At 60.5% G+C, this 17,016-nt stretch carries 18 protein-coding genes; 8 read left to right on the top strand and 10 right to left on the bottom strand.

Annotated features, from left to right (window positions below; genetic code table 11):
- Positions 1-14: 14 nt before the first annotated feature.
- Both metG and yidD read right to left on the bottom strand, forming a co-directional pair.
- Entirely contained in the window at positions 15-2,012 is a 1,998-nt protein-coding gene (metG, locus tag AC06G8_RS09165; RefSeq protein WP_447661869.1) for a methionine--tRNA ligase, read from the bottom strand.
- A gap of 384 nt (positions 2,013-2,396) precedes the next feature.
- Complete coding sequence (yidD, locus tag AC06G8_RS09160; RefSeq protein ID WP_048748473.1) at positions 2,397-2,606, bottom strand: membrane protein insertion efficiency factor YidD; 210 nt, start codon at positions 2,604-2,606, stop codon at positions 2,397-2,399.
- A gap of 245 nt (positions 2,607-2,851) precedes the next feature.
- On the opposite strand from yidD, the gene AC06G8_RS09155 reads away from it, so the two are divergent.
- The 3 genes from AC06G8_RS09155 to AC06G8_RS09145 all read left to right on the top strand — a co-directional run bounded on the left by AC06G8_RS09155 (position 2,852) and on the right by AC06G8_RS09145 (position 5,987).
- The gene (locus AC06G8_RS09155; protein WP_480285100.1) at positions 2,852-3,844 is read left to right on the top strand and encodes a Gfo/Idh/MocA family protein; all 993 of its coding nucleotides are present in this window, start codon (positions 2,852-2,854) and stop codon (positions 3,842-3,844) included.
- Entirely contained in the window at positions 3,841-4,788 is a 948-nt protein-coding gene (locus AC06G8_RS09150) for a helix-turn-helix transcriptional regulator (protein WP_447671039.1), read from the top strand. Before AC06G8_RS09155 ends, AC06G8_RS09150 begins: the two co-directional genes overlap by 4 nt.
- A gap of 71 nt (positions 4,789-4,859) precedes the next feature.
- Complete coding sequence (locus tag AC06G8_RS09145) at positions 4,860-5,987, top strand: Gfo/Idh/MocA family protein (protein ID WP_480285099.1); 1,128 nt, start codon at positions 4,860-4,862, stop codon at positions 5,985-5,987.
- Between the two features lie 335 nt (positions 5,988-6,322).
- Here AC06G8_RS09145 and fosB read toward each other — a convergent pair whose 3' ends face one another.
- The 8 genes from fosB to AC06G8_RS09105 all read right to left on the bottom strand — a co-directional run bounded on the left by fosB (position 6,323) and on the right by AC06G8_RS09105 (position 13,031).
- Positions 6,323-6,763 (bottom strand): metallothiol transferase FosB, encoded by a 441-nt coding sequence (fosB, locus tag AC06G8_RS09140; protein WP_480285098.1) that lies wholly within the window; start codon positions 6,761-6,763, stop codon positions 6,323-6,325.
- 6 nt (positions 6,764-6,769) lie between these two features.
- Positions 6,770-6,931: a hypothetical protein gene (locus tag AC06G8_RS09135; RefSeq protein ID WP_480285097.1), complete on the bottom strand. Its 162-nt coding sequence runs from the start codon at positions 6,929-6,931 to the stop codon at positions 6,770-6,772.
- Positions 6,925-7,359, bottom strand: coding sequence for a GNAT family N-acetyltransferase (locus AC06G8_RS09130; RefSeq protein ID WP_480285096.1), 435 nt, complete (start codon positions 7,357-7,359; stop codon positions 6,925-6,927). Before AC06G8_RS09130 ends, AC06G8_RS09135 begins: the two co-directional genes overlap by 7 nt.
- 120 nt (positions 7,360-7,479) lie before the next feature.
- Positions 7,480-9,429, bottom strand: coding sequence for a stalk domain-containing protein (locus tag AC06G8_RS09125; RefSeq protein WP_480285095.1), 1,950 nt, complete (start codon positions 9,427-9,429; stop codon positions 7,480-7,482).
- A gap of 143 nt (positions 9,430-9,572) precedes the next feature.
- Positions 9,573-9,800 (bottom strand): hypothetical protein, encoded by a 228-nt coding sequence (locus AC06G8_RS09120; protein ID WP_076356618.1) that lies wholly within the window; start codon positions 9,798-9,800, stop codon positions 9,573-9,575.
- Positions 9,801-10,044: 244 nt separating this feature from the next.
- Positions 10,045-11,865, bottom strand: a complete 1,821-nt coding sequence (gene abc-f / locus AC06G8_RS09115; RefSeq protein ID WP_480285094.1) for a ribosomal protection-like ABC-F family protein — start codon at positions 11,863-11,865, stop codon at positions 10,045-10,047.
- A gap of 388 nt (positions 11,866-12,253) precedes the next feature.
- On the bottom strand, positions 12,254-12,454 hold the full coding sequence (locus AC06G8_RS09110; protein ID WP_447661878.1) for a hypothetical protein: 201 nt from the start codon (positions 12,452-12,454) through the stop codon (positions 12,254-12,256).
- 85 nt (positions 12,455-12,539) lie between these two features.
- Positions 12,540-13,031, bottom strand: a complete 492-nt coding sequence (locus AC06G8_RS09105) for an Hsp20/alpha crystallin family protein (RefSeq protein WP_480285093.1) — start codon at positions 13,029-13,031, stop codon at positions 12,540-12,542.
- A 180-nt stretch (positions 13,032-13,211) separates the two neighbouring features.
- Here AC06G8_RS09105 and AC06G8_RS09100 point away from each other — a divergent pair, with 180 nt between their 5' ends.
- Genes AC06G8_RS09100 through AC06G8_RS09080 form a run of 5 tightly spaced genes read left to right on the top strand, consistent with a single transcriptional unit; the run spans position 13,212 to position 16,952 of the window.
- Positions 13,212-13,451 (top strand): spore germination protein, encoded by a 240-nt coding sequence (locus AC06G8_RS09100; RefSeq protein WP_480285092.1) that lies wholly within the window; start codon positions 13,212-13,214, stop codon positions 13,449-13,451.
- Positions 13,448-13,660, top strand: a complete 213-nt coding sequence (locus tag AC06G8_RS09095; protein WP_447661881.1) for a spore germination protein GerPB — start codon at positions 13,448-13,450, stop codon at positions 13,658-13,660. The genes AC06G8_RS09100 and AC06G8_RS09095 overlap by 4 nt, the downstream gene beginning before the upstream one ends.
- A 21-nt stretch (positions 13,661-13,681) precedes the next feature.
- On the top strand, positions 13,682-16,069 hold the full coding sequence (gene gerPC, locus AC06G8_RS09090) for a spore germination protein GerPC (protein ID WP_480285091.1): 2,388 nt from the start codon (positions 13,682-13,684) through the stop codon (positions 16,067-16,069).
- Between the two features lie 11 nt (positions 16,070-16,080).
- The gene (locus tag AC06G8_RS09085) at positions 16,081-16,428 is read left to right on the top strand and encodes a hypothetical protein (RefSeq protein ID WP_480285090.1); all 348 of its coding nucleotides are present in this window, start codon (positions 16,081-16,083) and stop codon (positions 16,426-16,428) included.
- On the top strand, positions 16,425-16,952 hold the full coding sequence (locus AC06G8_RS09080) for a spore germination protein GerPE (RefSeq protein ID WP_480285089.1): 528 nt from the start codon (positions 16,425-16,427) through the stop codon (positions 16,950-16,952). Before AC06G8_RS09085 ends, AC06G8_RS09080 begins: the two co-directional genes overlap by 4 nt.
- The last annotated feature ends 64 nt before the right edge of the window (positions 16,953-17,016 follow it).

The following is a 17,016-nucleotide window of genomic DNA, read 5'->3' as shown; positions in this document are numbered from 1 at the left end:
CTTTTTGGTTCGAATCATTTGACGATGGCGCCGTTCGGCATGGAGTCGGGCACCGTCGCCAGCGTCAGCTCGTCGCCGGCGGATGCGGCGAGGATCATTCCCTGGGACAGCTCGCCGCGCAGCTTGACCGGCTTCAGGTTCGTGACGCAGATGACTTTGCGGCCGACCAGCTCCTCCGGCTTGTAGAACTTGGCGATGCCGGAGACGACCTGCCGCTGCTCGTAGCCGAGATCCAGCTGCAGCTTGAGCAGCTTGTCGGCCTTCGGCACCGGCTCGGCCGCGATCACCTGCCCGACGCGCAGCTCGACCTTGGCGAACTCGTCGATGCCGATTTCTTCCTTCGGCTCCGGGGCCGGGACTGCAGCGGCCGGAGCGGAAGCGGATTCCGGCTTGGCTTCGCCTGCCGGCTCCTCTTTCTTGACGCCTCCCCCAAGAATGGCGTCGGCGATATAAGAGATCTCCTCCGGCGCATCCAGACGAGGGAACAAGGCGCTGCCCTTCGATACACGGGTTCCGGCAGGCAGGCTGCCGAACGAGCGGACCGATTCCCATGCGGCAAGAGCTTCGTCCTCCGCGCCGAGCTGGCGGCGGATCTCCTGCGGAGCGCGGGTCATGAACGGCGTCAGCAGGATGGAGACGATGCGCAGCGATTCCGCCAGATGGTACATGACGGATGCGAGCTCGCCGCGGCGGGCTTCATCCTTGGCGAGCACCCATGGCTGGGTTTCGTCGATGTACTTGTTCGTGCGGCTGATCAGCTGCCAGAGGGATGACAGCGCGACCGAGAACTCCATGCGCTCCATGGAAGCCTCGACCGACGAGACGACCTCGGCGGCGAGCGCCTGCAGCGGGCCGTCGAATTCGGTCACGGCGCCGGCATAGGCCGGAACCTCGCCTCCGAAGTATTTGTCGATCATCGCCACCGTGCGGCTCAGCAGATTGCCGAGGTCGTTGGCCAGATCGAAGTTCAGCCTTTCCACGAAAGCCTCGGGAGTGAACGTTCCGTCCGAGCCGAACGGCACCTCGCGGAGCAGGAAGTAGCGGAAAGCGTCGAGTCCATAACGCTCCAGAAGGACGACAGGATCGATGACGTTGCCCTTGGACTTGGACATCTTGCCTTCCTTGACGAGCCACCAGCCGTGGCCGAACACCTTCTTGGGCAGCGGCAGGTCGAGAGCCATCAGCATGATCGGCCAGTAGATCGTATGGAAGCGGACGATCTCCTTGCCGACCAGATGCACGTCGGCCGGCCAGAACCGGCGGTACTGGGAATCGTCTTCCGAGCCGTAGCCAAGCGCGGTGATATAGTTGGAGAGCGCGTCGATCCATACATAGATGACATGCTCGGGATCTCCAGGCACCTTGATGCCCCATTCGAACGTCGTCCGCGACACGGCCAGGTCCTCGAGGCCGGGCTTGATGAAGTTGTTGATCATTTCGTTCTTGCGGGATTCCGGCTGGATGAAATCCGGATTCTCTTCATAGTACTGCAGCAGCCGGTCGGCATACTTGCTCATCCGCAAGAAGTAGCTCTCCTCCTTGACCAGCTCCACGGGACGCCCGCAATCCGGGCATTTGCCGTCCACAAGCTGGCGTTCCGTGAAGAAAGACTCGCATGGCGTGCAATACCAGCCCTCGTACGTCCCTTTATAAATGTCGCCTTGGTCGAGCAGCTGCTTGAAAATCTTCTCGACCGGCTTCTTGTGGCGCTCCTCGGTCGTGCGGATGAAGTCGTCGTGGCTGATCTCGAGCTTCTTCCACAGCTTCTGGATCTCGCCGACCGTTCCGTCCAGGAACTCGATCGGCGTCATGCCGAGCTCCTTGGCCGTGCGCTCGATCTTCTGGCCGTGCTCGTCGGTTCCCGTCAGGAACTTGACGTCGTAGCCCTGCGCCCGCTTGTAGCGGGCCATCGCGTCGGCGGCGAGCGTGCAGTAGGCATGGCCGATATGGAGCTTGCCGCTCGGATAATAGATCGGTGTCGTAATGTAATAGCTGTTGTTGTTCTCTGGCATTGGGAATCCCTCCGGATCGATATGGACATGCAAAAAAACTCCCGTCCGCTATGGGACGAGAGCGGGAGCGCTTCGTGGTACCACCCAAATTCCTTCCCTGCCTCGGGCATTGAGGCGGACGGGAAGCTCTAGTGAAGCCGTTCCTGGAGGAACGGCAAGCCGCTAACGCCGGCTGCGCGCGTCCGTACCTTGCGGCTTCAGCGCCAGGCTGCTGCCGTTCGGAGCGGAATCCTCCGGGACCATCTTCGTTTCCCGCTCCCGGCCGGCTTGCACCTTTTTGCCCGGCTCTCTGATGCGGCAGCTGCGGAAACTACTCTTCCCTTCATCGGGTAAGCTGTATTTGTCGTAATCATACCGAAACGACCCTGCGCATGTCAAGGAAGCTCATGGCACGGGATCGTAGCCTCCCGGATGGAACGGATGGCAGCGCAGGATGCGTCTCGCCGCCAGATAGGAGCCCTTGGCCGCGCCATGCTTCTCCACCGCCTCCAGCGCATAGGCGGAGCAGGTCGGATAGAAGCGGCAGGTCGGCGGCTTCAGCGGCGATATGAACTTGCGGTAGAGATGAATGGGAGCCTGCACGGCTCTTCGCATCCTCATGCTTCCGCCCTCCTTCCCGAGATGTCAGCATGTCCCAGCCTTCATTGCCAAGCCCGGGAAGTTTCGCCTCCCTTCTATTTTGAGGCAAAACAACTCCGGAATCAAACTGGCACCAATGTCGTCATTCTACATATCGGATGTCATATTTGTATACTGTTCGTAGTCATTATCCTATGTTACCTTAAAGCCATGTCGCATTCTTACAGTCTGCTTCCACTATGAAAGGGGACCTTTCCGCTATGATACGAATCGCAAAACTCAGCTTCTGGCATGTCCATGCTTGGGAATACACGGGCTATGCAAACGAGCATCCCGGCACGCAAATTACGGTTGTATGGGATGAAGTGCCTTCACGCGGCCAGGAAGCCGCCGACAAGCTCGGCGTTCCGTTCGTTAGCAGCCTGGACGAAGTGCTCGCGCGCGACGATGTCGATGCCGTCATCGTGGATGCGCCGACGACGATGCATGCCGAAGTGATGGTCAAGGCTGCCAAAGCCGGCAAGCATATCTTCACGGAGAAGGTCATTGCTCCGACGGCCGCCGAGCTGGACGAGATTTTGAAAGCGGTTCAAGAAGCGGGAGTCAAGTTGACCGTCTCTCTCCCCCGTCTCAACGACGGCTACACGACCGCCATCCGCGAAGTGCTGGAGCAAGGACTGCTCGGCAAGCTCACGCTTGTCCGCGTCCGCCTTGCGCATGACGGCGCCTTGGCGAATTGGCTGCCGGAGCATTTCTACTCGGCGCAGCAGACGGCAGGCGGAGCTCTCATCGATCTCGGCTGCCATCCGATGTATTTGACCCGCCTGTTCCTTGGCGGCATGCCTGAGAGCCTGACCGCATCGTACGGGTATGTGACCGGACGCGAAGTCGAAGACAACGCCGTTGCCGTCCTCTCTTACGCGGATGGAGCGATCGGCGTCGTCGAGGCCGGCTTCGCCAGCAAGCATTCCCCCTTCCAGATCGAGATTTTCGGCACGGAAGGAACGCTGCTGTACGGCAATCCGGACGATGTCATCAGCGTGCGCAGCACGAAGCTCGAAGAGCAGTGGAAGGAGATTCCGCTCGGAGCCAAGCTGCCGAATGCGTTCAGCCAGTGGGTCGGACATATCGAGAACGGCACCGCAGACGAGGAGAACATCGTTCTCGCTTCCGATCTGACGCGGCTGATGGAAGCGGCGAACCGTTCCGCGGCCGAAGGCAGACGGATCGACCTGGCCGGCGCAGCGAAATGAGAATGCCGGGTTCCAAGCCGTTTCCTTACGCCCCGATGATGGAGAAGCGGGATGGCATGGACCGGCTGGAGCTCCGGTTCCGCTGGGGAGCATACCGGCTTCGGGTGCTGCATTTTCATCTCGCCTCCTTCCCGGAGGATCGTCTCATCCGCTACCACAAGCATTCGGAATATGAATTCCACTTCATCGCCCGCGGCTCCGGCACGCTGTCCCTCGAGGACAGCGACCATGAATTCCGCGAAGGCATGTTCTATCTGACCGGCCCCGGCGTGCTCCACCAGCAGCTGGCGGGCCGTCCGGACGGTACGGAGGAGCTCAGCCTGCATATCGACATCGTTCCGATCGAGGATGAGCCCGCCCCTTCCGGGGAGGACGAATGGGAGCGCCAGGAAGCGGAGAACTGCATCGCTGCCCTCGATGCGCTCGGACCACAGCCCATCCCGGACCGCTGCCAGGCGATGCCCTGGTTCCTGACGGCTTACAAAGCCGTCCAGGAGGCCGAACCCGGCTGGGGAACAACGGTGAAGCAGGCGGTCATCCAAATTCTGCTCCGAGCCGCCCGCGCCCCTTTGCAGCCGCTGCCGCAGGTCGCCCATCCCGAGCGGGATATGTCGCTCTACCGCTATCAGCTCATCACCCGCTTCATCCGGGACAACTATTCCAGTCCCCTGTCTCTGCAGGATGCGGCAGACCGCATCCATGTCAGCAGCCGCCAGCTGCAGCGGATCATGAAGGAGCAAGGCGGCGTCTCGTTCAGCGATTATCTGGAACGCTGCCGCCTTGAACAGGTATGCGAAGCGCTCGCCCGCAATCAAGGCTCCATCGAGCAGATCGCGGCCGAAACCGGCTTCCAGAGCGGCAGCTACCTCCATTACGTATTCCGCAAGAAATTCGGCCTAACCCCGAGCCGCTACCGGGAACAGATGCGCAGCCAGTCCGTATAGAGCTGGCCGCCCATCGCAGATTCGCAGCGCTGCCCTGCTTAGCGGCGCCCCACTCGGAAGGAGAGAACCCTTTGTCCACATCGACCATTCGAATCGGCATCATCGGCAGCGGCGGCATCGCCGGCTCCCATGCCGCCGCCTACAAAACCATCCCGGGAGTGGAAATCGCCGCCGTCGCCGACGCCATCCCCGGCAAAGCATTGGAGTTCATCCGCAAGCATGACCTCATCGGCACCGCTCCCTTCGACGACTATCGGGAAATGCTCGCGATGGATCTCGACGGCATCAGCGTCTGCACGCCCAACACGGCCCACCGCCAGCCGACCGTCGACTCTCTGAACGCGGGCAAGCATGTCCTGCTGGAGAAGCCGATGTCCGTCACGCTGGAAGAAGGATTGGACATGGTGAAGGCTTCGCGTAGCAGCGGCCGCATGCTCACGATCGGCTTCCAGCCGCGCTACGACCCCAATATGAAGCTGATCCAGGAGATCGTGCGCTCCGGCAAGCTCGGCAAGGTCTACTACGTCGAGACCGGCGGCGGCCGCAGGCGCGGCATGCCTGGAGGCACGTTCATCCGCAAGGAGCTGGCCGGCGCGGGCGCCATGGCCGACATCGGCTGCTACTCCCTGGATATGGCCCTCAACGCGCTGGACTATCCGAAGCCGCTCACCGTCTCCGCCAGCACGTTCAACCATTTCGGCCGCAATCCTCTCTATCACGCCGAGGCCGACAAGTTCGACGTCGAGGATTTCGGAGCGGCGATGATTCGCTTTGAAGGCGATCTGACGCTCCACTTCAAGATCAGCTGGGCGATGCATCTGGACTCTCTCGGCACGACCAACTTCCTCGGCACAGACGCCGGACTCAAGATCACCCCGTTCGGCTCGGGCAACTGGTCCGGCGTCTGGGACGGACGCGTCGGCAACATCGAGATGTTCCATGACTTCATGGGCGGCCAGACGAGCACGAGAATTCCGCTCGTCGACCATCAGCTCGACCTGTTCCGGGAGAAGGTACGGGACTTTGTCGATGCGATCCGCGAAGGCCGCGGCGCTCCGATTCCGGGCGAGCAGATCCTGATCCAGCAGGCGATCATCGACGGCGTCATCCGCTCCGCCGAGCTGCGGTCGGAAGTGAGCGTCGAAGTTCCGGACTATGCCGGAGGAGCTCCCGAGGACCAGCAGGCGGAGCCGGTCTGAGCCCAGCCTTCCAAGAGCGGAGCTGAGATGCGATCAAGACGGCCGCGCGGCCCATTCAGCGGACGATAGCGCCTCCATTTTCAAAGAAAAGGTATGTGGACCAATGTGATCCTGTCGGGGTCGTCCATCATCCTGTTCTCTCTATGGGATCGCCGTCGGCGGCGCCGCAGGGATGAGCTTACTCCGGATTCCGATTGAATATGAAAAGCCTCGCAGCCGCGTGCAAGCGGCCGCGAGGCTTTTCAGCTTTCGGGAGCATCGGATGCGGCCGGCAAGACCGTAAAAGTCATTGCATCGCGGAGCGGAACAGATTGCTCAAGATAGCAATCGTCTGTTCACTCCGCCGGATCTTCAGGGTCGCCGAAGACCATATGAGGCTTTGTCTCCCGGTAATAATCCAGCCTGTCCTGCAGCGTCCCGCTGTGGAACTCGAACAGATGGCCGTCCGGGTCGCGGAAGTAGACCGAGCCGCGATCCCGTTCATCCCTCTCCCTGCCGGGCAGCACCTCGGCTCCGATCGCCTCCAGGCGCCGGATCGCATGGTCCAGCTCGACGGCCTGCATCGAAAAGGCAAGATGCGTATAGGACAGCCGGATTTCTCCCCGGGGGATCCCCTTCTCTTCATTGAGGGCGATCCACAACCCGCCAAGATCGAAATAAGCGAGGCTCCGCCCCTTCGCCAGAAGCTTCGCCCCGAATGCCTCGGCGTAAAACGCGATCGATCTGTCCAGGTCGGACACGGAAAAGCAAATGTGGTTGATGCCGTCAAGCTTCATGATGATTCACTCCATCCACTTCATGATGTGAATTCCGGCTTCGCCGAGAAAATCGTCCCGGGTCAGCCGCTCTTCGCCGAGAGCTTCCCGATATGAAGGGATCCGGAATATCGTATTGTGGATTCCCTGGCCATGGCGGACGAACAGCAGTTCCATCGGCTTCAGCATCGTCTGCCTTCTTCCTCTTTCGACCCGGGCCTTCTCATGAACATCGGCCCGGAACGCTCGAATCCGTATTCCTCGTAGAGCGCATGCGCATCTTTCGTCGCCAGGCTTCCGTTCAGCTTCCGGAGCCGATCGGAGGTCGAGATCAGCTCGACCAGCCTTCGGCCGAGCCCTTGGCCGCGATGCGCGGCATCGATATAAACGTCGCACAGCCAATACATCGTGGCATCATCGGTCACTACGCGGGCGAAGCCGACTTGTGCGCCTTCCCGGTAAATGCCGTAGCACAGGGAATTATCGATCGACTTCACGATCGTGGCCCGGTCTCTCCCGCTTGCCCAATAGCTCTCCCCCAGAAACCGCTCGATGCTCAGCAGGTCAAGGAGCTCCTTGCGGTCGCTGAACACATACCCCTTTTCCGTCGTTTCCATCCCTGTCCGTCCCTCCTCCTGTTCCATGGAACCATTGTACATCTGCGAGCTGGAAAATTCCGCAAAAAAAACCGCATCTCATGTTGCGAGATGCGGCGGGGGCTCCATGCCCTGTCTTGCTTAATTCTTCAAGGCCGGAAGCGGCTGGAAGATCATCGTAATCGGCAGATTGCTGCCGGATGCGATCAGATAGACGAGGCTGATCGTCTCCGTGCTGTCTCCGGAACGGTACAGCACCATCGCTTCGCCTTGATCCTTGAGCACCCCGGATGCCGGCACGGGAATCAGCTGCCCGTTGACGACGAACGCTCCCGTATACAAGCCGCCGCGAGGGTTCAAGGCGACCAGCGTCCGCGGCGACAGCTTGATGTTCATTTTGTACAGGACGCCGAAGTTGCCGATGTTGAGCTGGAGGGATCCGGTCGTATTGTCGTATCCGTCCAGATACGGATCCAGCTTGTTGTCTCCCAGCACGATGCGCTGCGGAGTGTAGCCGAGCACGCCGGGAACGTCGATCGCGCGCGTCGCGTTGTTGAAGGAGCCCCGGGTATGCTTGCCGTCTGCATCCATGAGCGGCAGGCTCTCGAGCACCTTGAGCGGGTCCGTCTTCTCCGCCACGACAACGACACGGAACCGCAGCGTCTGATCGGAGGTCACGTCGGCGTAGGCCGAGTAGATCAGATTTGACTTGATGGCGGAAGCCGAGATTTCCTTCAGCACCTGCACCGAATGTCCAGGCTTGATGCTCGTGTACGTAATCGGGCTCGGTGAGATGACGGAGTTCAAATACCGGACCGTAGACATTTTGCCGGTGTTGACCTCGTATTGGTCCGGCCCGCCGGCGCCGAAATTCTTCACGCCGAACTTCGCGGTGTAGTTTCCTTCATTCGTCGCGATCAGATACATCTTGACGGGATATCCGATATTGTTCACGTTGTGGAACAGCAGGCGGATGTCGCCGGAGAACTGATCGTCGTAAGCGATCCCTTCGCTCGTCCATCGCTCCGGGCTGTTGCTGCGGATCAAGCGGGAAGGCTCCGAGTGGAAATCATACGATACGGTTGGAATATCGAGCACCGACTTGGCGTCGACACCGAATACGCCGCCTACCGGCTTGAACAGCTTGTCGTACTGGTCCTTCGTATACAGGACTTCCGTAGACACCGTGATCATCTTGCTGATCGTGGAGGACAAGCCCTGGTCATCGATGACTTCCAAGGTGATCGTCTTGTCTCCCGCCTCGAAGAAGACATCCGCTTGGCCGATCCAGTTGCGCTTGGCGATCGCGTTGTTGTCGTCCGTGCTGAGATCGCTATAACGGACGTTCTCGCCGATCCGGTATACCGTCTTGTCCGTGACGAAGTCCGCCACGGGAGGCTGGTTGGGGGCAAGCACCTGGATCGTCACCGTGTAGGGATCGCTCCATTGCCCGGCGGCATCCTGAACGATGCGGGAAATGGTGTACCTGCCCGGATCGGCGAACACTTCCTCGCGTCCCGTCCATTCCTCGTTGATGATCGGCTGGCCGGAAGGAGAGCTGTAGCGGTCCAAATAGGTGACATAGTCGCCCGCGTAGATCTTGGCCGGAGATACGGCGAACGCCGCGCTCGGCTTCGTATCCCATTGCAGGGTGACCTGAGCGCCCGAAGCGCTCACGCGGCTCCCCGTAGCAAGACCCCAGGTGCGGATCGGAATCATGAGCGATCCGTTCTCGGAATACGTATTCGCCTGGCCTGTCATTTTGGTCCCGTAGACGGTTACTTCCTTGGTATTCATCTTGAAGCGGATTTCTCCCGCGCCGCTGCGGGCGATCGATTGCTTGGCCGCAGCATCATAGGATACCTGGAAGCCGTAACGCGCCGCCAGCGAGCTGAACGGCGCGTAGGATACTCCGTTTTTCATGACGAACGGCTGAGCCGCAGTAAAAGCGATTCCGTTCAAAAGCATCGTTTTGCTGTTTTTTGTCATCACGAGCGTCTGCGATGCTCCTTGAGCCGTCGCGCGCCCCATTCCTCCCAGCAGAGGCATGGTGAAGAGGGTCAAAACCAAAAGCCATTTGAGCGATTTCATTGCTAGTCTCCTTTAACTGTCCAACTGCTGTCTGTCCAACTGCTTCCGCTCACGGGGCAAGCCCCTGTACAGTAGACATTTGACGGACATTTCAGGAGAAAGTTGCGCTCCAGGCCGGAATTGCCATGAATTGGACACATGCCTCAGCGTGTTCCGTTGACTCTCATGTTCGTAATGAAGGCTCCGGCCATGACGACGAACAGGACAAGCGCCGCTATTCCCGCCATCAGCCTGCGGCGCCGGTATTTGGCCGCCTGCGCCGTATCAGCCCCGCGATGCAAGGCATCCGCGTAAGCCCTCTGAAGAAACATGTACCAGACCAGCATCGCCACGAACCCCATGTTGGAGACAAACCATATTTTCTGCCACACGACCATTACCCCTTTTCGGCTCCATCCACTTGGAACAAACTAGCTTCGACTTTACCTCAACCGGCCGCCGTTAGCAAGACTTGCCAGGCTGCTTCCGGTTCCCTGTCGAGAAGGCTTCTCCTTTTGAAGAGCCCTTCTATCCAAGCTTGCGCCTGACGTCAGCGTATGGCGGTGGATCTCGATCAGCAGCGGACCCGAACTTCATACGCTTCTTGCCGGCAGGCAGTGACCGGCTGGAACCCGGTCAGAGCCCGGCTCGCTGGCGCAGCTCCATAAGCCGCCTGCGAAAAGCCTGGCGCTCCTCCTCGTCCTCCGGCTCCGGCGCGCTCATCAGGACTGCCAGCTCAAGTCCGGCAATCCTTTGCTCGTCGCTCCTGCTGCCGTTATCCCGCTGCCGCTCCGCCTGGTGCTCCAGATAGTCCTCGTAGCTTCCCGGATACTGAAGGGGATTGCCCTTTCCTCCTTTTTCGAAAACTAAGAGCCGGTTCACGGAAGACTTCAGCAGCGCCCGGTCATGCGTCACCAGCACCATCGCCCCGTCGTAGCTGCGCAGAGAAGCCTCCACGACTTCCCTGGACTCGATGTCGAGGTAATTCGTCGGCTCATCCAGCAGCAGCAGATTCGAGCCGCCCAGCATCAGCCGGAGAAAGGCGGCGCGGCATCGCTCTCCCATGCTCAAGTCTCCGATCCTCTTGTGCACGTCCCCACGGGAAAATAGAAACGCTCCAAGCAGCGTCCTTGCTTCCGACTGCGTCATGTCCGGCAAGCCGAGCATCATGTCCAGCAGAGTTGCTTCGTTCGGAAGACGGTCGAGCTCCTGCGAGAAATAACCGATTTTCATCTTAGGGTTGGATGATCTTCGGCCTTCGCATGGCTCCAGCTCTCCCGACAGCAGCTTCAGCAGCGTCGACTTCCCGCTGCCGCTCGGTCCCAGTATCGCGATGCGGTCGCCGCGGCTGATCGTCAGATTGAATCGGTTCAATATTGGCTCGGCGGAACCATAAGCGAACGAAACCTCCTCCAGTCTCATGAACCGGGCCGCCTCGAATCCGTCATCCTCGAGCATCATCTTGAGGCGCGGCTTGTCGACGGGAGCATGCGCAGCCCCTTGCTCCAGCCGCATGAGCGCAGATTCCTTGGCATGGAGCCGGGATACGTTTTTCTTGGATTTGGATCTCAAAAAATCATTTTGCCCCGCAGCCTTATGGGCGGCATCGAACCACAACTGGTACCTGCGGATGGATTCAATCAGCTTTTGCCGCTCCTGCTTCTCCTTGCGGACTTTGGCCTCGACCGTCCTGCGCTCCGTTTCCTTGGCTTCCCGATAGGCGGTATAACCGCCGGGGTATGCGCCAAGGCCATCCTCGCGCAGCTCCAGCACTTTCGTCGCCACATGATCGATGAAAGCCCGGTCGTGAGAGACGAACAATACCGCGCCAGGATACGCAGCGAGCCACTGCTCCAGAAAGACGAGCGATTCCTCATCCAGATGATTCGTCGGCTCATCAAGCATGAGCAGCTGCGGGCGGCCCGCCATCAGCCTCGCCAGCTTGGCCCGGGTTTTCTGCCCGCCGCTCAGGCTGCCGTATTTTTGCCCGCCTTCCAGACCGCCGAGCCCGAGCCGGGTCAACGCCTGATCCACCTCGAGCTCCCAGCCATAGCCGTCCATGGCCGCATACGCCTCGGCAGCCTCAGCGTAATCATCCAAGCCTGCCGCTCCGCCCGCAGCCGCCATGACGGCCTCTCCCTCCGCCATGCTCCGCCACATCTCATACCGGGAAGGGTCGCCCATCCGGACGAAGTCGATCAAGGAAAGCTCGCTTGCATCCTCTTCGTCATGCTGCTCCATCAAGCCCCAGTCGGCAACAGGACAGGCCCGGTATACCGATCCGGAATCGAATTCGATTCCGCCGCGCAGGCCCGTCAGCAAAGTTGTCTTGCCGGAGCCGTTCCTGCCGAACAAGGCGGCGCGTTCCCCCGCGTGCAGCTCCAGATCGACGCCTTGGAAGAGCGTCTTGCCGTTCCATTCCTTGCTTATTCCCTTTGCTTTGATCCATAAGGTCATGCTCTCATCCCCATTCGCAGAAAAAATAAAAAAACCGCAGCTGCGCAGCGGTCTGGATATTCGTGCATTTAGGGATAAGGATACAGGAACATGCCTCGTATCCCGATGAACGGACGACGGCATATCCTGAAAGAAAGACCCTTAAACCGGCACACGTATCCCGTCAACTGGCAGCATTCGCTCTGTTGGCTTCATGGGATCACGCGAGCTTACTTCATCGGTATAAGGTACCTCCGGTTTCTTCCTAATTCATTCCAATATACCTGCACCTTCTATTCCCTGTCAACCAAGCGGCTGTCGGGCGCTGCCGCCGGCTATGACAGTCCTTGGGCTGCCATCTGCCTGGCCGGAAACAAAAAAGGGCCTACAAGGCCCGGACTGCTTCCAGCTAGATATACCATAGATCCAACAGGATGTACATCACGACTGCGCTGACAGCGCCTCCTGCGAAATAGCCCCATCCGGCGCGGAAGCGCTGCTGGAACATCCTCAATACGCCAAGGCTGAGAAGCGAAAAAATAAGCAGGATGAATACGGCTCCGAGCACGAACAAGCCCGGAGAAACATTGCTGACATCAACGGCGGTCACCGGCGACACTCCCTTATGTAAAATCCGTCCACTAGAATCATAAGGGAAGCGTTTGCCAAACGCAACAAGCCCGAGGTCCGGATCCTTAGTCCGGACCTTCCTCGATGAATACATCGATGTATTTCGACGGGGATTTCTTCTTCAGACGAACCCGGAGAACGCCTCCCTTGATGATTGCACGCGTGGAACGAGGCTGGACGGGAGCCGGCAGCTGCAGGCTTTGCGGACGGCGTCCCGGCAAGCCTTCGATGCGCAGCCGCTCCTCCTTCACTCTGACTCGGAGCGTCTCGGCGTCGGCATCCCCCTGCAGAGGAAGCTTGAGCAGCAAGTACTCCTTGTTCTCCGTCCACTGCGCCCCGAGCGAAGAAATTCCCGCTTTGAAATTCTCGCCCTTCCTGGCTTTGTCCGCGGTATCCTGCATGCCCGACAAGCCGGCTGTCGGACTGCCGCTGAGCGCGCCTTCCATCATCTGCTTGACGATTCGCGCCACCCACTCCGGCTCCTTCATCGCTTCGAAGCCTTTGGGCAGCTGCTGGCGAGCGAGCCATTCCTGCATCTGATCCCATTTGCTGCCCATGGGCAGAACCTCCCTCCGCTATGCTTCAGCCTATGCAAGCCGGCTCGATCAAGTGACAGATTTCGAGCCGAGGCCCGCGCATCCCGGAACATTTGGGCGAATGCCGCATATAGTAGGGTATGGACGGCAGCCCAGTTCGCCCGGCCTGCCGCGATCCAACCGAGAATGAGGTGATTCAGCATGCCTGCTGCTATCGGCTTTGTCAATATCGTCAGCGTCGGTTCAAGCGGAGTTGTCCAGTTCGGGGACACCGTCCAGATATCGCCCTCCAGCTCCTCCAAAACCTACGCAGGTTCAGGATCGTTCCTGACCGGGGGCTTGACGAACGCCAATAACGGACTCAGCGCTACCAATACCCTGGACCCCGATCTTCAGGATAACTTGAATAACCAAGTTGCATCCGGAGCGAATATTATATGAACCTGACCGTCCACCAGTCCATCACCATCCATCAGCTGCGCGTGGACAGCGTCTCCAACAGCTCCGTGCTGCAGATCGGCAGCGCCGGCTCCATCCGGCCGGTATCGCAGCTCTACAACTCCGGCGGATTCGACCATCCGGCCGAGCCGCTGTCGGCGATCGAAGGGGCGAATGCCTTGAACTTCGTGCCGCTGCCTAATCCGAGCTAGACCGAAAGGAGACCTCATGCCATGGAAAGCCAGGACCGTTCCTCCTCTGCGTCCGACAGCCAGCCGCAGCTTCCGGAGAATCGCCCGTTTCCATTCGGCTCCTCCTACGGAGGCATGGGGATGCCGCCTTCCGTGCTCGGCAAAGGCTTCGGCTGGCCAGGCGCGGGCGGAAGCTGGCCCGGCCTGAAGCTGCCCGGCGTGCTTCCAGGTCTTGGCGGGCTCAGCGGGCAGGGCATGGGGGGGACAATGCCCGGCATGAGCGGAATAATCCCCGGCCTGGGCGGCTTGCTTCCGGGCCTTGGCGGCCAAATTCCATCCCTCGGCTCTGTGCCTGCGCTCAAAGCGATGAAGGGCGGATCGTATCCATGGGGCGCGGTCGCCGCCGGCTCCGCCATACCGGGAGTCCATCCCTCCGCGGAGGCTCCGCCGGGAGGCTGGCCTCAAGGAGCGTATCCGCAAGGCAGCTATCCACCTGGAGCTTATCCTCAAGGAGGATTAACTCAAGGCAGCTCTCCTCCTGGCGGGTATCCTCAAGGTGGATTACCTCAAGGCTATCCTCCGGGCGCGTATCCTAAAGGAGGATTACCTCAAGGCTATCCTCCAGGAGCTTATCTTCAAGGAACGTTTCCTCAAGGCGGCTCTACTCCGGGCGGATATCCCCCCGGTCCGTATCCGCCAGCCTCCTTGCAAGCCGGAGCGGCCCCCTCAGCGGCTCCAGGCCAGCCGATTCCGCCCAGCCTCTCAGGGATGCCGTTTCCGGACACGGGAGCAGGCCAACCGGCCGTGCCGCCTTTGCAAGGCGCGCCGCTTCCGGGGGGGCTGCCGTTTCCGGCGGCTGGCGGCAATCCAGCAGTCCCGGGAGGCGCCGGATTGCCGTTCGCGCCCGGGGCTGCTATTGGCAATTCGGGCATAACGCCGGAATCGATCGCGGCCTGGCAAGGAATTCCGGCCGGATTCAATGAGTCCTACATTACGAATCTCATTCAGTCCGTCGACCCCAAATGGGTCAGCCAGTGGCAGCAATACCAGGGATGGCCGTTTGCGAGCCCTCCTTTTCCCGTTGTGCCCGACTCGCAGTCGGCGCAAGACGGCAATGCCGGCGAGTGGCCTGCGGAGGCAGCGGCAGCCCTTGCCTCGGCCTGCTCCGGCGATCTGCAGAATCCTGCCTGCCTGCAGGCATGCCTGGCCGGCATGATGCTGCGCTGGCAGCTCCAGGAAAGGCAGATCGCGCAGCTGCTGCTGTATCTCCAGGATGTGGAAAATCGGCTGCAGCAGGCCGAGAACCAGCCCACCTATACCATCGAGAGGCTGGAGTACAACTTCGACCAGTTGAAAGTCGAGCAACTGGACGGCACGCTGAACATCGGCATGACCGCTCCGTCCGAAGCGCAGATGCAGGAATTCGGGCAAGTGTCGGTACCCCAGAAAGTAGTTAAAGGCGGCGCTCCCATCTATCCGCTGCCTATTCCGGCATTCGCCAACAAAGGCCCGAACGCGCCAGCGCCGCCATCCGCTCCAGGGTTGCCGCAGGCTCCGCCGGGCTTTTCCGTCCCTCCGGGAATGCAAGGGAGCATCATGCCCACGTCCAACAGCAACGTTTCCTCGACGTCGCAGGGCACGACCGTCATCCCCGGGCAGCCCCCCATACCGGGCCATGGCCCGGTATTCCCGTCCACTTCCTTGGCCGGGAGCAGCATCGAGCTGCCGGGAGAGCCGCCTCCGGGCGGCGCCCTCGCTCAGCCGGACTTTTCCGGGCCTCCGGCAGGAGCAGCCGCGCCATCCTTCGGCAAAGCCCCCGGAACGGGGCTGGCACCCGGCCTCGTCGGCAATTTCTCCGCTCCGGCGCAAACGCCCGTATTCACCGGCATCTCGCAGCCAGGCGGCCTTCAGCCTGGACCCGGCGCAGGGACGGCCCCGTGGCTTACGAACTTTTCCGGCGGTTTCGGAACGCCCGCCTCGTCTCTGGTGCCCGGCTTTTCTGCCGCACCGTCCGCAGCCGGCGCCATCCCTCCCTTGCCGGCCATCATCCCGCCGGGCGAAGGCTCGCCTTCCCCGGTCAATGTGCCTCCCGCCAACACCCGGCACGCCGGCTACAGCGACGTAAAAGCCGCCGTCGACGCCTATCTGAACACGCTCGCCCAGGATGTCATGAGCCGAGCAGCCAAAGGACTCAAGGTTCAACTGGATCCCTATCATCAGAAGATGGTCATCGAAGACGTCCGCCGGCAGATTCCGGATCGAATTCGGCACTATATGGCGGATGAAGAAAGCAAGCAGGCATCGCTGCCTCCTGAAAGGAGGCTGGAGGAGCGCCACCTGCAGCGCAAGGCTTCGGAACGGACGATCCGCGACGCCGAGCTCGCGCTGAAAGCTTATGTGGATAATTTGGCCAGACACCCGAAAGGATGATTGCAGTGGCGATGAACGTGAACATAACCAATCATTTGCTGTGCGTTGGAAGCCTGGAGCTCGTGGGCGTCGCTTCCGCTTCCCTGCTCCAAATCGGCGACACCGATACGATCACGTTATATTCCATCTTCGATACGCCTCCGGAATCGGTCATCATCGGTCCGTTCGCTCCCCTGCCTGCCCCTGAAGCCGGAGAGACAGAAGCCGGCGCGATCCAGAGCGGCGGCGGCGAGACGGTCGTGCCGGTTCCCGGCACGGGCGGGCCGGAGAAGCCGGAGGTCACTCCCGGCGGGCCGATTCCGTTCGGCAACGGCAACAACTTCCTCAATCCGACCGGGGGCGTCACGGTGAGCACATGATCGTATCCGACGAATCTGTCCGAACCTCTTACATCGGCTCCTTTCAGCTGATCAGCGTCGGGCTGGCCACCGTCGTCCATTTCGGCGATGCGGCTTCGATCAATGCCCGCTCGACCGGGCTTGCCGTCCAGCGGCAGCTCGACAACCGTGCCGGCGGAGAAGTGGACTATGACGGATATCCCCTCTTTCAGAAGCCGTTCAACATCGTAGAGGAAGAGAGCCCCGATGCAGCGGATATCGTCACCCGCACCGTCAACCCGAGTCCTTCCATCAACATCGGCACCATCAACATCATCGCCTCCAGCGGAGCCTCGGTCATCGTCGCGGGCAATGCGATGGATGCGCTCATGGAATCCAGGCTCAAGCATATCAGGCAGTATGCCTACAGTATCGGCTCATCGACCGTTCCCGACCCGGCTCTGTCGGAAGCCATCCAGACGGCGAAAAGCGAAAACAGCTCCGCCGACGGTGAAACCCCTTCGACCATCCATCCCGAGCCCATATCGACGACCCGGGACAAATGACCATGACCTTCAGCCCGCCCTCCGCATACATTGGCATTGTGAAGCTTAAGCCCGGCGGCAGAGC

Source organism: Paenibacillus sp. SJS-P3 (genome assembly GCF_056711585.1).
The sequence above is the reverse complement of the archived record's forward strand: the minus strand, read 5'-3'. Positions and strand labels throughout refer to the sequence as shown.

Excerpts from the sequence above, each read along its gene's own strand:
- metG (WP_447661869.1), bottom strand. The coding sequence starts at position 2,012 with ATGCCAGAGAACAACAACAGCTATTACATTACGACACCGATCTATTAT.
- yidD (WP_048748473.1), bottom strand. The coding sequence starts at position 2,606 with ATGCGAAGAGCCGTGCAGGCTCCCATTCATCTCTACCGCAAGTTCATA.
- AC06G8_RS09155 (WP_480285100.1), top strand. The coding sequence starts at position 2,852 with ATGATACGAATCGCAAAACTCAGCTTCTGGCATGTCCATGCTTGGGAA.
- AC06G8_RS09150 (WP_447671039.1), top strand. The coding sequence starts at position 3,841 with ATGAGAATGCCGGGTTCCAAGCCGTTTCCTTACGCCCCGATGATGGAG.
- fosB (WP_480285098.1), bottom strand. The coding sequence starts at position 6,763 with ATGAAGCTTGACGGCATCAACCACATTTGCTTTTCCGTGTCCGACCTG.
- AC06G8_RS09135 (WP_480285097.1), bottom strand. The coding sequence starts at position 6,931 with ATGCTGAAGCCGATGGAACTGCTGTTCGTCCGCCATGGCCAGGGAATC.
- AC06G8_RS09130 (WP_480285096.1), bottom strand. The coding sequence starts at position 7,359 with ATGGAAACGACGGAAAAGGGGTATGTGTTCAGCGACCGCAAGGAGCTC.
- AC06G8_RS09125 (WP_480285095.1), bottom strand. The coding sequence starts at position 9,429 with ATGAAATCGCTCAAATGGCTTTTGGTTTTGACCCTCTTCACCATGCCT.
- abc-f (WP_480285094.1), bottom strand. The coding sequence starts at position 11,865 with ATGACCTTATGGATCAAAGCAAAGGGAATAAGCAAGGAATGGAACGGC.
- AC06G8_RS09105 (WP_480285093.1), bottom strand. The coding sequence starts at position 13,031 with ATGGGCAGCAAATGGGATCAGATGCAGGAATGGCTCGCTCGCCAGCAG.
- AC06G8_RS09100 (WP_480285092.1), top strand. The coding sequence starts at position 13,212 with ATGCCTGCTGCTATCGGCTTTGTCAATATCGTCAGCGTCGGTTCAAGC.
- AC06G8_RS09095 (WP_447661881.1), top strand. The coding sequence starts at position 13,448 with ATGAACCTGACCGTCCACCAGTCCATCACCATCCATCAGCTGCGCGTG.
- gerPC (WP_480285091.1), top strand. The coding sequence starts at position 13,682 with ATGGAAAGCCAGGACCGTTCCTCCTCTGCGTCCGACAGCCAGCCGCAG.
- AC06G8_RS09085 (WP_480285090.1), top strand. The coding sequence starts at position 16,081 with ATGAACGTGAACATAACCAATCATTTGCTGTGCGTTGGAAGCCTGGAG.
- AC06G8_RS09080 (WP_480285089.1), top strand. The coding sequence starts at position 16,425 with ATGATCGTATCCGACGAATCTGTCCGAACCTCTTACATCGGCTCCTTT.